Consider the following 15,524-nt stretch of genomic DNA (forward strand, 5'->3'; position numbering starts at 1 on the left):
TATTTAAGAGTAGTAAAGCAGTTTTATTAAAGAACGCTCCTGATGTTGGTATTCTCTTTAAGGTAGAATATGAAGCTGAAATGCCGAGCGAAAAAGATGTTCGTGGTGAAAGAACGTTCGTATATAAACAGGTGATTGTACCTGATGATAATATTTTAAATTTATACAGTTGATTTTTTTAAACCTTTTAATCCCAAAATTATGATTAAAACTTACTTTGATTATGTCAAAGGAGCCAGTTTGCTGGCTTTCTTACTGGTCTTTCTAAACGTAAGTGCGAAGGCCCAGGTAACACACCGCGTCTCCAATGCAGAGGAGAACTCTCTGAAGACCTTTATTGAGAACACAGCAGGCTGGGCACCTGGCGACATCATCGTGCTGGAGAGCGCCGGCGAGTACATCGTGCGTGGCGGCATCGAGATCAAGCAGAACGTGACCATCATGGGCGACGAGGCTTTGGCCCAGAACCCACGGGTGACCCTGTACGGCGGTGCCTTCATGCCAAGAGCCAACAACCTTGACATCACCCTGAAAGGCTTCGATGTGAACGGCCTGACCATGAACGCCGAGAACAAACCACAGCGGGCTGCCGTGCTTCAGTTCAGCGGAAGAAACGCCGGCGGTGAGTTCAGCGGCGGCAACTTCACGATCGAGGACATGTATGCCACCGGCCTGAGCACCGGGGTGGAGCTTTTCTACGACAGCGGCCTGCGCTACGAGTCGCTGAAGATCAACAACGTGTTCTGGAACGACATCAGCGGCTGGGTGGTAGACCCGAGGCTGAACGCCACCGACCGCATCGAGATCACCAACTCGACCTTCTCCAACTTCGGCGGTTTCTTCAAGAACCCCTACAACGTGGATGCCGGCAAGGGCCGCACTGAGCAGTACCCGATGGTGATCGTGATCGACCACAACACCTTCTACAACGGTCTTTCTGCAGTGGGCGGCGCGGATGCGCTGATCCAGATCAACGATCCGAAGGAGAACCAGATCACCTTCACGTTCACCAACAACATCGTGAGCACGCTGACCAACAGCGAGACCACACGGCCGTTCCGCATCAACGCGGCTGCCGGCACGTTCACCTTCAGCAACAACCTGTTCCACAACTTCAACTCCGCCAGAGACGCTGGAGCGCATAACATAGAAGCTGTTGCAACAGCACAGGAAAATGTGACGCTTACGAACCCTGTGACCGGTGAACCGGGCTTCCTTAACCCAGCTGCCGGAAACTTTAGTCTTGCTTCCAATTCTCCACTTCTGACAGCAGGAACTGAAAACAGCGCACTTGGTGACCCGTCATGGTCTGACGAAGATGCTGTATATACCATTCACCGCATCTCTAACACGGAGGAGAACTCTCTGAAGACCTTTATCGAGAACACAGCAGGCTGGTCGCCCGGCGACATCATCGTGCTGGAGAGCGCCGGCGAGTACATCGTGCGCGGCGGCATCGAGATCAAGCAGAACGTGACCATCATGGGCGACGAGGCTTTGGCCCAGAACCCACGGGTGACCCTGTACGGCGGTGCCTTCATGCCAAGAGCCAACAACCTTGACATCACCCTGAAAGGCTTCGATGTGAACGGCCTGACCATGAACGCCGAGAACAAACCACAGCGGGCTGCCGTGCTTCAGTTCAGCGGAAGAAACGCCGGCGGTGAGTTCAGTGGCGGCAACTTCACGATCGAGGACATGTATGCCACCGGCCTGAGCACCGGGGTGGAGCTTTTCTACGACAGCGGCCTGCGCTACGAGTCGCTGAAGATCAACAACGTGTTCTGGAACGACATCAGCGGCTGGGTGGTAGACCCGAGGCTGAACGCCACCGACCGCATCGAGATCACCAACTCGACCTTCTCCAACTTCGGCGGTTTCTTCAAGAACCCCTACAACGTGGATGCCGGCAAGGGCCGCACTGAGCAGTACCCGATGGTGATCGTGATCGACCACAACACCTTCTACAACGGTCTTTCTGCAGTGGGCGGCGCGGATGCGCTGATCCAGATCAACGATCCGAAGGAGAACCAGATCACCTTCACGTTCACCAACAACATCGTGAGCACGCTGACCAACAGCGAGACCACACGGCCGTTCCGCATCAACGCGGCTGCCGGCACGTTCACCTTCAGCAACAACCTGTTCCACAACTTCAACTCCGCCAGAGACGCTGGAGCGCATAACATAGAAGCAGTTGCGACAGCACAGGCAAACGTAACCCTGACCAATCCTGTTGAGGGCGAGCCTGGCTTCTTAACGCCAGGAGAAGGTGATTTTACACTGCCCGAAGGTACAGCGCTGTTAACTGCAGGAACAAACGGTGGTTTAATTGGTGCTCCACGTTGGGCACCTGAAAACACAACCAGCGCAGATCCTGAGCTGGCCGCTGCCAAAATTGAGGTTTATCCTAACCCGGTAAGAGATGTGCTGCACATCAACTCACCTTCTGTAGTAGAAGTAACCATCTACAACATTGCAGGAAGTGTGGTAATGACTGGCAAAATAGATCGTGTTGGCTCTATTAATATTGCTAACCTGAAATCAGGTCTGTACATTGCCCGCATCAACTCCGGCAGCAAAGTGCAGTCTGTGAAATTAATTAAAGAGTAATAGCATAGTTTAGAAAGGCAAAACTCCGTATTTTCGGCTTAGCAGCTGATTATACGGAGTTTTGTTTTATAATAATTACATATATGAAAAAGTTATACACAGGTTTTTTGCTGGTGCTGGTATTTCTGGTAAGCCCTGACATATTTGGTCAGGAGCGCCAGCTGGCTTTTCCGGGGGCTGAGGGCTATGGACGCTTCGCCTCAGGAGGGCGGGGTGGCCGGATCGTGGAAGTTACTAACCTGCAGGACCGCGACAGAGCCTACCGTACGGTACCAGGCAGCTTTCGGGCAGCACTCTCCACGCCAGGAGAAGATCCTATTACCATTGTATTCCGGGTTTCTGGGGTTATTCCGTTGAGCGTGGAATTAAAATCGTCGCGGTCTAACATGACCATTGCCGGCGAAACAGCTCCCGGAGACGGAATTACGATTAAAGGAGCCTCTGTTAAATTGTCGGGCAGCAATTTAATTATCAGGTACATGCGCTTTAGGCCAGGCGGCGATTTAGGCATGCAGACAACACCGCTTAATATCGAAAACGCCCGGAACATAATTGTGGACCACAGCTCCTTTAGCTGGGCAGTGGAAGAAACCATGGGCATGTACGACAACAAGTACACCACCGTGCAATGGTGCATCCTGAGCGAAGGGTTGTATGATGCCGGGCATGGCAAGGGCGTTCGCGGGTACGGTTCCCAGTGGGGAGGGCAATATGCCTCCTACCACCACAACCTGATTGCCCACCAGAGAAGCCGTTCGCCCCGCATAAACGGTAGTCGCTCAAACGATACCGTAGCTTTGGTGGATTTCCGGAACAACGTGATCTTTAACTGGGGTAGCCGCGGCGCCGTGTATGGCGGAGAGAGCGAAATATTTGTGGCAGATCCTGAAAACCCTGAAAAAAATATTGCCGGCAACTTTACCAACATGGTGAACAACTACTACAAACCGGGGCCTGCCACTCCCAGCAACCCTATTTTTGCAGCCCCTTCCTACGAATCGTTGCCTGATGCGGCAAAAGGGTATGGCAAGTGGTACTTCTCCGGCAATTATATGGAAGGCATCACCGGCGGCATGAACGATAACAACTGGCTAGGGCTGGATGTTAGCCGCGTAGGGTCAGTAGACAATATAAAGTCTGAGGAGGAGTTTGCCTTTGATGGTGTCACTACACATTCTGCACAGGAAGCTTTTGAGTTGGTGCTGGAAGAAGCAGGCGCTAAACTGCCCAAGCGCGATGCCGTGGATGCCCGGATAGTGGCTGAAGTAAAAGGGGAGGTGCCCGTAAAAGGGACGGGTATTGTCAATAACCCATCCGAAGTAGGCGGCTGGCCGGTGTTTGCTGAGCTAAGCGGCCCGACCGATACCGACAAAGACGGTATTCCGGATGCCTGGGAGATTGAGAACGGCCTGAATCCGGAAGACGTGGAAGACGGAAAGCTGATAGCTGAAAACGGTTTCTCCAACCTGGAAAATTACCTGCACACCATCCTGCCCGGCACAGTTACAAGCAGCCGCGATGCAGTTGCTGTTCAGCAGTATGAGGTGTATCCTAACCCGGCCTCCGACAAGTTGTTCTTCAGGAGCAGCGAGCGTATTGCCAAGGTGGAGCTTTTTGACCTGACCGGAAAACTCATACTGTCTAAACAGGATGTAGGTGCCGCTCAGGATAGCTACCTGGCTATCGGAAGCCTGAAAGCAGGTTTTTATATCATGAAAGCCGTGTTCCAGAATGGCAGCACAGCCGAACGAAAAATTATCAAGCAATGATTAGAAGATTCTTAACTAAGATACACACACTAGCCCTCGGGTTAGTGTGTGTATTGTTTCTGGCTCCGGCTGCACAGGCCCAGGTGTATAACTTTGTGGTGGCCAAAGATGGCTCCGGCACGCATACTACCATACATGCTGCCATTGAGGCCGTGCGCACCAACAAGCCTACCCGTACGCTGATCTTTATCAAAAACGGAGTATATGAAGAAAAATTAAATGCGCGTTTCATAAACCTCAGCCTGATCGGCGAGAGCCGAGAGGGCGTTATCATCAGCTGGAACGACTACAGCGGCAAGCCTGGCCCCGGCGGCACCAACTATACTACTGCAACCTCCTATACTTTGTGGGCATCGGCCGATGACCTGTACATGGAGAACATCACCGTTAGGAACACGGCGGGAAATGTGGGGCAGGCAGTTGCCATTCGTACCACCGGCGACCGGCAGGTATTTAAAAACTGCACTTTCCTGGGTTTTCAGGATACCTACTATGCCCATTCCAAACGCCAGTATAACCTGGATTGCTACGTGGAAGGAGCCACCGATTTCATCTTCGGCGATGCCACTACGGTATTTGAGAATTCCACGATCAACTGCGTGGAAGGCGGGCAATACATCACGGCCCACAACGACACCAAGCTCATTTCTAAAACAACCGACAACAAGGATTTTTATCATGGGCTGCTCTTTCTGAACTGTACCATTACCGCTAACACAGGTGTGCCGGACAACAGGTATTACCTCGGCCGCCCCTGGGGATCGCCCGGTTCTACCGCTTTTATCAACACTCGCATGGGCAACCATATCCGGGCGGAGGGTTGGTCTACGTGGAGTGGCAATAACCACCTGTCGGGCACATTTGCTGAGTACCAGAGCAAAGACCTGGCCGGCGAGCCGCTTGATGTAAGTCAGCGTGTGGATTGGAGTACGCAGCTTACGGCCGAAGAAGTGGAAGCTTATTATAACCTCGATTATTTCCTAAAGAAGGATAATGTGATCTGGGATCCGCGCGCTGCTACCGAAAGCCTTCCTGCGCCAGCCGAACTTACCAACAATTTGTATGAACTGACCTGGCAGGCAGTAGAAGGCGCAAAGGGCTACGTGATCAGCAGAAACAATACGGCCATCAGTTTTTCTGAGGCAACCACTTTTACCGATACAGGCGTAGATCCTGCCATTGCCAACACGTACCACATACAGGCGGTAGCTGAAAACGGCAACCTGAGCAATACCTCTAATACCGTAACCGTACAGTCCACTGTTACTTCTGTTAAGGGCGATGTAGCGCAGGCCTTTCAGGTAAAGATAGAAGATGCCAGGCTTACCGTTTCCGAGAAGGTAGATATGGAGGTGTACACGTTTTCTGGCAAGCTCCTAAAAAAAGCAAAAAATACCACGCAGTTAAACCTGAACAGTTTAGAAGGTGGCGCCTTGCTGATAAAACTGACAAACCGGAAAGGAGAGACAGTGGTAAAAAAGTTTTACCTGGGAGGGAGGTAGCCTTACCCCGTAAACGATAGCCGGGGCTGAAGCACCGGGAGGCAATTATTTAAATGAAACAGGCCCTCCGGAGCTAGATTCTTCTGCTGCACCTGCGCTACCTGACCTTATTTTTCTGCCCGATGTGGTAAAGTAAAATAAAACCCGCTCTCCTGTCTATGTATAATAGCAAGGGAGCGGGTTTCTGCTTATAAAGAGTTTGGTAATTATTCCAATGAAAATGGCCCTCCGGAGGCTTTTGGGGACATAAGACGCAGGACACAGGATCAAGACTTTCGCAGCAAGATGGTCGTATCACGTAGCACGACATAGGTCTATTAATCCATTATGTCTCTCTCCTAAGCTCCCAATCTCCAAATCAACCATTTAACAACCAGCAATCAACAACCAGCAATCAAATTAAAGCCCGATGCGGTTGCTAATTCGGTGCGCATACTCAAGCACAACCTTGTTGGTTTCTTCCAGCGAAATGTCTTCGTTGTACTCTGTGGTCAGGATAGAGACGGCTAGTACGGCTACCACGCCCGTTCCTTTGTTGCCGATGGGGGCTACAATATCGGTTACGCCCTTCGAGAGGTTACTGGCCTCGCCGTGCTGCCCGGTTTCGCGGATCTGGTCGAGCAGCTGGAGGAACTTCTTCTGCTGTAATTTGGAGTAGCTCTGGAAAAGCTCGTTCTCCTTGAGCACCGTCTGTCGCTCCTCTTGTTCCATGTACGCCAGCAGCACCCTGCCGGAGGCGGTGAGCAGCAGCGGGAAGAGGCTCCCTTCCTCAATGGAGAGGGCAATAGGGCTGGGGCTCTTGGCCTGGTGTATCACCATCAGTTGGTTCTGGTAGAGCACGCTCAGGTGGCACGACTGTTTGAGCAGGCCAGCCAACTGGTACATGGGGTACTGGGCGGCAGCACGAATCTCGTCTACGGGCGAGTGCCTGTGCGAGAGGTTGTAGAGCTTAAGCGATAATTTATACTTGCCCGATATCTCCTCCCGATTTATGTAGCCGCGCGCCTCCAGGGAGACAAGCATGCGGAAGATCTCGTTTGGGTTTCGGTTAATGCCAATGGCAATCTCGGTCTGGGAGAGGGGAATGGCCTTCAGGGCCAGGTACTCTAGTATGTCGAGGCCCTTTTCCAGGGCGGGAGCCTGGTACTTGACAGCTTTTTCTGTCATCGTTGTTTGTTTAGGTTTGGTGTATGATCTATTAAGTTGTGCCTTCTGTAGTTGTGGCAGCTTATATTTTCTGCAAACCAAGATACTATAAATATCTTGCACTTCTATTATTTAGGTCCATCTTCTGCTGCCTTTTGTGTATTTTAAATAGAAAAAATCTGTTAATGCCGTGCCTGTGGCTGCAAAATCAGCAGGTTTTCTTATTACTGAAAGGTGTGCCTGATCCATCTTTCGGCAGGCTCAAAAAAAACAGGTTATTTATATTTGAAATTTATATTCAAAATATTTTCATATATAAAATAATTATTTATCTTTGAATTGAATTTGGAAGCTTGCTTTTAATGCACGCCCTTGGTTTTGTTGCTGCTGCTTCTACGTTCTTTTTTCAGTATATGAGCCAGGTGTTCATATATTTTTTTGACATACAAATAACTAACATTAGTTTGAGGCTTGCTGAATCGTTCTTATAGTACTTGCTCAGTTGCCTGCCTCCTGATGAGCAGCACATGTTCAGCGCATTAGCTGAGCAGGCTGTTTTCCTTCTTGGTAGGGAGTGCCCTCCTGGCACTTTCTTGTTTTCTATTCCACTAGCTGTTTTTATCAATGTTTTATGAATTACATTCTTAAACTATACACACATGAAAAAAATTATCTACCCAATCAGTAAACTGCTGCTCCCCTGCATGCTGCTGGGAGTGAGCCAGGTTGGCTATAGTCAACAGCAGGCACTCTCCCAGGTTAGGGGGAGCGGGCTGCAGGAAATAGTGATGGCCTCTATGGGAGGCAGCAGTGCTGAAGCAAATGGCAAAGCAGTTCGTGCTGCCAGCAAGCCTCAGCAGGACGTTACGGTAACAGGAAAAGTGGTGGATGAGAATGGAGCCGGGCTTCCGGGCGTAACCGTTATGGTAAAAGGAACAACCAGGGGCACAGCCACAGACCTGGATGGCAACTTTTCGCTGGCGGTACCGGGTACGGGTACGTTGGTTGTTTCGTATGTAGGATACACCGCGCAGGAAGTGCCTGTTAATAACCGCGCCACTATAAACATAAGCCTGGCACCCGATGCCAGAGCCCTGCAGGAGGTGGTAGTAGTGGGCTACGGCACCCAGAGCAAAGCCAATCTGACCGGTGCCGTTTCTACGGTAGCGGGGGAGACGCTCACGCAAAGGCCTGCTCCTAATGCCGCCAACCTGATTCAGGGGCGCGTAACGGGGGTGCAGGTAACGCAGCCATCCGGAGAGCCTGGCCGCGATAACCCTGATTTCCGCATAAGAGGAAGGGGAACCTTTGGAAACTCCGATCCACTTGTGCTGATCGATGGCGTAGTGGGTGCATTTAACAACCTGTCGCCAGACGATATAGAGTCGGTAACGGTGCTGAAAGATGCAGCCTCTGCCTCTATTTATGGTTCTAGGGCTGCCAACGGGGTTATTCTGGTAACTACTAAAAGAGGAAAGTCCGGGCAATTGAACGTAAGCTACCGTGGCAATGTAGCCCGGCACACGCCTACAGCTTTACCGGATCTGATCACCAATTCGGCAGAGTACATGGAAATGTACAACCAAGCGGCCACCAGATCGGGTATACCCTTTAAATACGATCCGGAAGAGATTGAAAAGTATCGTAATGCCACTGACAGGAATCTGTACCCTAATTTCGACAACGTTGACTATTATATTAACCCGGCCACTGTTACCAACCACAGCCTGTCGGTATCGGGTGGCGGAGAAAAGAATAGCTTTAACCTCTCCCTGAGCTATCTCGACCAGAACGCTATGATACCTGGTTATAATTTTAACAGGTACAACGGCCTGCTTAGCTATACAAGCGAATTAAGCAAGCACGTTACTGTAGGTACTGTTATGAATCTGGCCTATAAAGACAGAAAGGAACCGCCGTTTACCGGCGAGGGTATGGCGCTTTCTATCTATGCGGCTGGTCCGCTTTATGGTCCTTTTCTGCCGGATGGCAGCGGGCGGATCGCCTCCAGAGCATACCAGGGAGAAGGTAGAAACCGGAACCCGCAGGAATACTACGCCATGGGCCGCCAGCGCACCCAGGAATACAACCTGAATGGCCAGGCTTTTATAGACATCAAGCCGTTTAAGGGCTTTACTTGGTCTACCAAGGCTGCGGTAAACTATGTGGATGAATTCTATAAAATGCACCAGCAACCTTACGACGCTTACCTGTTTCAGGAGCGGGACCCGGAAACAGGAGAGTACATAGCCGCGTCTTTTGGTCCTGACGTGCTGGGGGTTACAGACCAGTATGCCAAGCAACTGACGCCTACCATCTTCTCTACCATTACCTACGATAAGAGCCTGAACGATATCCATAACTTTAAGCTGTTGGCTGGCTATGAGCAGGTTACTTACAGGTCTCGCTTCCTTAGGGCCAGAAGAATTAACTCAGCCTCGCCGGTACTGGATGAACTTACCGCTTATACGGCAGAAAACCAATCCCTTTTCTTTACCCACCCGCGCCTGCCAGGTGTGCTGCAGCCTACAGAGTGGGCGCTGCAGTCTTATTTCGGCCGTGTGAACTACGACTATAAAGGCAAGTATCTGCTAGAGGCCAACCTGCGCTACGATGGTACGTCCAGGGTGTCGCCTGGCTATCGCTGGGGCGCTTTCCCGTCGGTATCTGCTGGCTGGTTAATGTCGGAGGAAGATTTCTTCCGCAACACCTTCGGCAACACGATTGGCAACTTTAAGCTACGCGGTTCTTATGGTACACTGGGTAACCAGAATATAGGGACTTATGCCTACCACAACAACCTGGTAATTAACAACGTGTTTTACCCCTTTGATAATGCCACGGCGCAGCAGGGAGCTGTTGTGAACCTGTTCGTAGACCAGAGTATCCGCTGGGAGTCGACCCGCATGCTCGATTTTGGCTTTGACATGGATGTGAAAAACGGGCTGCTGGGCGTAACCTTCGACTGGTTCCGGAAAACAAGTTACGACATCCTGTCCACGCCGCCGGTGCCTGCCAGCCTTGGCCTGAATCCGCCTACCATAAACAACGGCGAAATGCGGAACCAGGGCATTGAACTGGAGTTGTCGCACCGGAACCAGGTAGGGGAGGTGAACTACGGTGTATTTGGGCAGATTTCTACTGTCCGAAACAAGGTAATTAACATTCCTGTGCCAACCACAGGAGGCTCCCTGGTAAGAGTGAACGGGCTCCCTTTCGACTCTCACTACTTGTATGAGTGGAACGGCATATTCCAACTCGATGATTTCGACGAGGATGGTGCGCTAAAGGAAGGTGTGCCACAGCATGCGGCCAATACTACTCCAAAGGCTGGCGATCTGAAAATGAAGGACCAGAACGGCGATGGCATAATAGATGCCGATGACCGCATAGTGGTAAAAGGTGCTTACCCGGATTATATTTATTCGTTTGGCTTTAATGTGGGCTACAAAGGTTTTAGCCTCGACGCTTTCTTCCAGGGCGTGCAGGGCATGCAGGCCAGGGTAAGTGGCTGGGGTGTCGATCCGTTCCACCAGGGAGCTGCGCCAACTGAAAAGTGGCGAAATGCCTGGACACCGGAGAACCCGACAAATGAGCTTCCTGGTCTCTATATTCAAAACTACCGGGGAGTGCAAGCCTATATCAACTCAACTTATTACCTGCAGGATGCCTCCTACCTGCGCCTCAAGAACGTGGTGCTATCTTACTCTCTGCCAACTGCACTTGTTTCCAGAATCAAGTCCAAAGGCATCAGCGTGTACGTATCCGGCGACAACCTGCTCACCTGGACCAAGTATGAGGGTGGCGATCCTGAAAGGGCCAGCATCACGGGTAACTTTGCACAATATCCGCAGGCCAGAATCTACAACGTAGGTACCAACATTAACTTCTAAGTTTAAGACAATGCGAATCAAACATAAAATTTCGGTTTTGTTATCAGCAGGGATGCTCGTTGTGGGAGTTTCCTGCAAGGACTTCCTCGAGAAGGCGCCTCTGAACAGTGTTTCGAATGAAACCTTCTGGCTGACAGAGAATGAGGCGAAGGCTGCGCTTGCCGGTGTTTACTCCAGGCTGCAGCAGAATTTCCTGGGGTACGAAAGGGTTTACCTGGATGGAATTACAGACAATGCCTTCCTCGATCCGGGGAATGGTAACCAGAGAGGGATGCCAGACCTGGCCACAGGCAACATCACGCCAGTGTCGGGCGCGGCTGTGTCTAATATGTACAGCTCGCCCTACCGCGCCATCGCCTCCTGCAACTACTTTCTGGATAATGTGGACAAAGCCCCCATCAGTGAGGAACTCAATACCAGGTACAGAGCGGAGGTTAGGTTTATCAGAGCCTTGTCCTATTTCGACCTGGTACAGGCTTTTGGCGGGGTAATTATTTATAGAAATTTTCCTGCGGTATTAGCCGATGCCAACATAGCCAAGAGTACCGCAGAAGAGGTGTATGCCTTCATACATGAGGATCTTGACTTTGCCATTGCCAACCTGCCTGACGAACGCTACACCGGGAATGCCGTTAAGGCCAGCGCCCAGGGTATTAAGGCGAGAGTGCTCCTGACGCAGAACCGATTCGCCGAAGCCATTCCGGTGCTGCAGCAGATTATTAACTCAGGTAAATTTGGTCTGGCAAATAACTATGCTGCCCTGTTCCGTACCGCCGGCCAGGCCAACGCTGAGGTAAATCGAGAAATCATGTTCTCGACGCAGTACCTCGCGCCAAACAACGTGCACCGGAGCAACTCCGGCATGGACATAGAATTGGGCTGGTGGTCGCTGATGCAGCCTTACCAGGACCTTGCGGATGCCTACCAGATGACCGACGGGAAACCTGCCGGTGAGTCTCCGCTGTTCGACCCCCAAAATCCTTATGCCAACCGCGACCCGCGCCTCGACATGACCGTGAAACTGCCAGGCGAAGTATGGCGAAACGCCTCCGGTACAGAGTGGACTGGCAGCTACCCGACCATGACCGGCTTCCTGGTGGAGAAATACGTAGACCTGTCGCGTGCTCCTATTACCAATACCACAGCCCAGAGCTCGGACCAGGACTACATACACCTGCGCTATGCCGACATCCTGCTGATGTATGCGGAGGCAATGAACGAAGTAAACGGACCCAGTGAGGCTGTTTACAACGCCCTGAACGAGGTAAGGAGCAGACCTGGTGTAAACATGCCGCCGGTAGACCAGGCAAAGTACAACACCAAAGAGTCGCTACGGGAGTATATCCGCAACGAGCGGCGCGTGGAGTTTGCTCTGGAAGGCCAGCGCTACAACGATCTGAAGAGATGGCGCATTGCACACATTAAACTCCCAACTCTTAGAACGCCTGCTGGTGCCCAGCTTCAGTTTTCGGAGGCAAATTATGTGTTGCCTTTCCAGCAGGAAGAACTGGACGCCAACCCGAACCTGGTGCAGAACGAAGGCTATAACTAATCAGGTAGTAACGCCTGAGAGCTGCTGCGCAAACTAACTTACGGGTTGCGCAGCAGCAACAGCAGTAGAGCCTCTGGAGGGCCAGTTTGATTAGAATAATTTAGGGAGAGATTGGTTGGAGTCCGTTATGGCCATGCCATGATGGATTCTGACCAGCCTCAACATCAGGATGAATGGTAAACAAGGTCTTGTATGAGTTGAGCAGCAGAGCTCCCGGAGGGGCTTTTTCATTCCAATAATTGGTGGGGCACTGCAAATGCTGCCTCCTTCCAACAGATGCACTGAATCAGTTCTGGCGGCTGGCGGTGCAGTATTCATGAACTCCCCAGAAAATGCTGAGACCACACTTAAACTTCATTCTTTGCGCTGCAGATTGCCAGCTTCCGGTTAGGCCGGAGGTTTATAAAGCAACTTCAGCCTGTAGCAATGATCTTTAAGTGTGGTCTATGCTGTTGAAAACCCTTTATAAAGTGCGTGCTGGGTTTTAGCTGCCAGGTTGCAACTACCCGCTGCAGAAAGAAACTGAGTGCAGACCAAGCATTCCTGTGCTGTTATGACTAATTTTACGTGTTAAAACAGCCACTAATTGTTTCAGAACAAAACAGTATCATGAACATCTCCCGTAAGACCACCTTCTGTGGCGTATTTCTGATCCTTTACCTGGTAGCATGCTCTGCTTTGGCGCAGGCTCCCGAACTAAAGCAGTATAATGTAGTCTGGGATAGCCAGAGCCAGAACGCCAGCGAGTCGATGCCCTGCGGCGGAGGCGACATTGGCCTAAACGTGTGGGTGGAGAACGGAGAGCTGCTTTTTTACATGTCCAGAAGCGGGGCTTTCGAGGAGAACAACATTTTTCCGAAGTTCGGAAGGGTTCGGGTAAAGTTATCGCCCAACCCGTTTGAGGCGGGGACCACTTTTAAGCAGGAACTGAAGTTGCAGGAGGGGCTGGTGGAGATAACCGGCACCAAAGGCAGGCACACGGCCACCATCACCGCCTGGGTAGATGTTTTCCGGCCCGTGATCCATCTGGATGTAAACAGCAACCAGCTGGTGCAGGCCACAGCCTCATACGAAAACTGGCGCACCGAAGACCGCGAGTTGTTGCAGGGCGAAAAATTCTCAAGCTCCCTGAAATGGGCAAAAGATAAGGCCATCAGCTACAAAGACCAGGTCGATTTTAAAGGCACCGATATCTTGTTCTACCACCGCAACCAGGACTCTACCGTTTTTGACCTGGCGGTGCAGCACCAAGGCCTGGATTCTGTAAAAGGGCAACTGTTCAACCCCCTGAAGCAGCTGACGTTTGGTGGCCTGATGCGTGGATCGAACATGGTGCCGGCGGGCGTAAGAGCAGGCGAGTATGTAAACACGCCGTTCCAGGCCTGGCAGCTGCAGAGCAAATCGGCACAGCGGAATCATAAAATAGAGGTTTTTCTGCACATAACACAGGTGGCTGATGTGGCAGCCTGGCAAAATGGACTGAACCGGATCGTAAAAGAAGCAAAGTCGGCAGAACGCACAGCTTTCCGCAAAAGCCAGGACTGGTGGAAGCAGTTTTGGCAAAGAAGCTATATAATGATTAATCCGGACCAACCCGATGCCGGTGCAGACCCCTGGCAGGTGGGGCGCAACTACCAGCTGTTCCGCTACCAACTCGCCTGCAATGCCTATGGGGCGTATCCAACCAAATTCAACGGGGGGCTGTTTACTGTAGACCCCGTTTTTGTGGATCCGAAGTACCCTTTCACGCCCGACTACCGCAATTGGGGTGGCGGAACCTTTACGGCGCAGAACCAGCGGCTGGTGTACTGGCCCATGCTCAAAAGCGGCGACTTTGACATGATGCCGCCCCAGTTCGAATTTTACCACCGCCTGCTGCCAACCGCCGAGCTGCGGTCTGAGTTTTACTGGGGCCATAAAGGGGCTTCGTTTACTGAGCAGATCGAGAACTTCGGCTTGCCTAACAACACAGAGTATGGCCTCAAACGCCCTAAAGGTTTCGATCCCGGCCTGGAATACAATGCCTGGCTGGAGTACCACTGGGATACCTCCCTTGATTTTTCCCTGATGATACTCGACCTGCAGCGCTACACTGGCAAAGACATCAGCAAGTACATGCCGCTAATCGAGAGCTGCGTTACTTTCTTTGATGAGCACTACCAGTACCGGGCAGGCATGCGCGGGGCCAAAAAGCTTGATGAGAACGGCCACCTGGTGTTGTATCCCGGCACAGCAGCCGAAACCTTTAAAATGGCCTATAACGCTACCTCTACCATAGCCGGCCTTAAAGCCGTTCTGGGTCGCCTGCTGGAACTGCCGCAGCAATACGCCTCAGCAGAAGACCGGGCACAGTGGGAGGAGATGCTGAAACGGGTGCCGCCCATCAGCTTCCGCGAAATGCAGGGCCACAAAACCATTGCCCCGGCTAAAACCTGGGAGCGCATGCAGAACACTGAAATTCCACAGCTGTACCCGGTGTTTCCGTTTGGCCTGTACGGCATCGGCAAACCAGACCTCGAAGTAGCCATCAACACCTGGAAGTACGACACCGACGCCATCAAGAACAGGAACTACACCAGCTGGCACCAGGATGCTATTTTCTGTGCCCGCCTGGGCCTGACCGAGGAGGCTGCCGCCATCACCATTCAAAAACTGGGCAACGCCGACCGCCGCTTTCCCACCTTCTGGGGGCCGGGGCAGGACTGGGTGCCCGACCATAACTGGGGCGGCTCCGGCATGATAGGCCTGCAGGAGATGCTGCTGCAGACCGACGGAGAGAAAATTTATCTTTTTCCGGCATGGCCTACTACCTGGGATGTAAAGTTTAAACTCCACGCCCCCTACAGCACGACGGTAGAAGGCAGTTTGGTAAACGGGAAAGTTGAGCAGCTTAAAGTAACGCCAAAACAGCGGCAAAAGGATATAGTAATTATGAATATTCAATGATGAAGGGAAGCCTGGGGCAAGCCTCCGGAGAAACCTGAAGAGGCCCACATCCATATTCACTTTAAACTATACTTAAAAAATTAATACGCCTAATTTGTTTTAT

7 protein-coding genes are annotated in these 15,524 nt (G+C 51.6%); 6 read left to right on the forward strand and 1 reads right to left on the reverse strand.

Annotated elements, in window-relative coordinates:
• The first annotated feature begins 201 nt into the window (after window positions 1–201).
• From FJM74_RS08150 to FJM74_RS08160, 3 genes are all read left to right on the forward strand, one after another.
• A complete protein-coding gene (locus FJM74_RS08150; protein WP_187262093.1) occupies window positions 202–2,613 on the forward strand; it encodes a DUF5123 domain-containing protein in 2,412 nt (803 codons plus the stop codon).
• Between the two features lie 83 nt (window positions 2,614–2,696).
• Entirely contained in the window at window positions 2,697–4,382 is a 1,686-nt protein-coding gene (locus tag FJM74_RS08155) for a T9SS type A sorting domain-containing protein (protein WP_187262094.1), read from the forward strand.
• Window positions 4,379–5,884 carry a pectinesterase family protein gene (locus FJM74_RS08160; RefSeq protein WP_187262095.1) on the forward strand — a complete coding sequence of 502 codons (1,506 nt, stop codon included), beginning with the start codon at window positions 4,379–4,381 and terminating at the stop codon, window positions 5,882–5,884. Before FJM74_RS08155 ends, FJM74_RS08160 begins: the two co-directional genes overlap by 4 nt.
• 399 nt (window positions 5,885–6,283) lie before the next feature.
• On the opposite strand, the gene FJM74_RS08165 is transcribed toward FJM74_RS08160, so the two are convergent.
• Window positions 6,284–7,051 carry an IclR family transcriptional regulator gene (locus FJM74_RS08165; protein ID WP_187262096.1) on the reverse strand — a complete coding sequence of 256 codons (768 nt, stop codon included), beginning with the start codon at window positions 7,049–7,051 and terminating at the stop codon, window positions 6,284–6,286.
• Window positions 7,052–7,689: 638 nt separating this feature from the next.
• Here FJM74_RS08165 and FJM74_RS08170 point away from each other — a divergent pair.
• From FJM74_RS08170 to FJM74_RS08180, 3 genes are all read left to right on the forward strand, one after another.
• Window positions 7,690–10,923, forward strand: coding sequence for a SusC/RagA family TonB-linked outer membrane protein (locus FJM74_RS08170; RefSeq protein WP_187262097.1), 3,234 nt, complete (start codon window positions 7,690–7,692; stop codon window positions 10,921–10,923).
• Between the two features lie 10 nt (window positions 10,924–10,933).
• Complete coding sequence (locus tag FJM74_RS08175; protein WP_187262098.1) at window positions 10,934–12,475, forward strand: RagB/SusD family nutrient uptake outer membrane protein; 1,542 nt, start codon at window positions 10,934–10,936, stop codon at window positions 12,473–12,475.
• Window positions 12,476–13,084: 609 nt separating this feature from the next.
• Complete coding sequence (locus FJM74_RS08180; protein ID WP_187262099.1) at window positions 13,085–15,421, forward strand: DUF5703 domain-containing protein; 2,337 nt, start codon at window positions 13,085–13,087, stop codon at window positions 15,419–15,421.
• The last annotated feature ends 103 nt before the right edge of the window (window positions 15,422–15,524 follow it).

The organism is Pontibacter beigongshangensis, from assembly GCF_014332515.1.
GTDB lineage: Bacteria > Bacteroidota > Bacteroidia > Cytophagales > Hymenobacteraceae > Pontibacter > Pontibacter beigongshangensis.

What these genes read in the sequence shown, in the direction of transcription:
- FJM74_RS08150 (WP_187262093.1), top strand. Translation starts at nt 202, where the DNA reads ATGATTAAAACTTACTTTGATTATGTCAAAGGAGCCAGTTTGCTGGCT.
- FJM74_RS08155 (WP_187262094.1), top strand. Translation starts at nt 2,697, where the DNA reads ATGAAAAAGTTATACACAGGTTTTTTGCTGGTGCTGGTATTTCTGGTA.
- FJM74_RS08160 (WP_187262095.1), top strand. Translation starts at nt 4,379, where the DNA reads ATGATTAGAAGATTCTTAACTAAGATACACACACTAGCCCTCGGGTTA.
- FJM74_RS08165 (WP_187262096.1), bottom strand. Translation starts at nt 7,051, where the DNA reads ATGACAGAAAAAGCTGTCAAGTACCAGGCTCCCGCCCTGGAAAAGGGC.
- FJM74_RS08170 (WP_187262097.1), top strand. Translation starts at nt 7,690, where the DNA reads ATGAAAAAAATTATCTACCCAATCAGTAAACTGCTGCTCCCCTGCATG.
- FJM74_RS08175 (WP_187262098.1), top strand. Translation starts at nt 10,934, where the DNA reads ATGCGAATCAAACATAAAATTTCGGTTTTGTTATCAGCAGGGATGCTC.
- FJM74_RS08180 (WP_187262099.1), top strand. Translation starts at nt 13,085, where the DNA reads ATGAACATCTCCCGTAAGACCACCTTCTGTGGCGTATTTCTGATCCTT.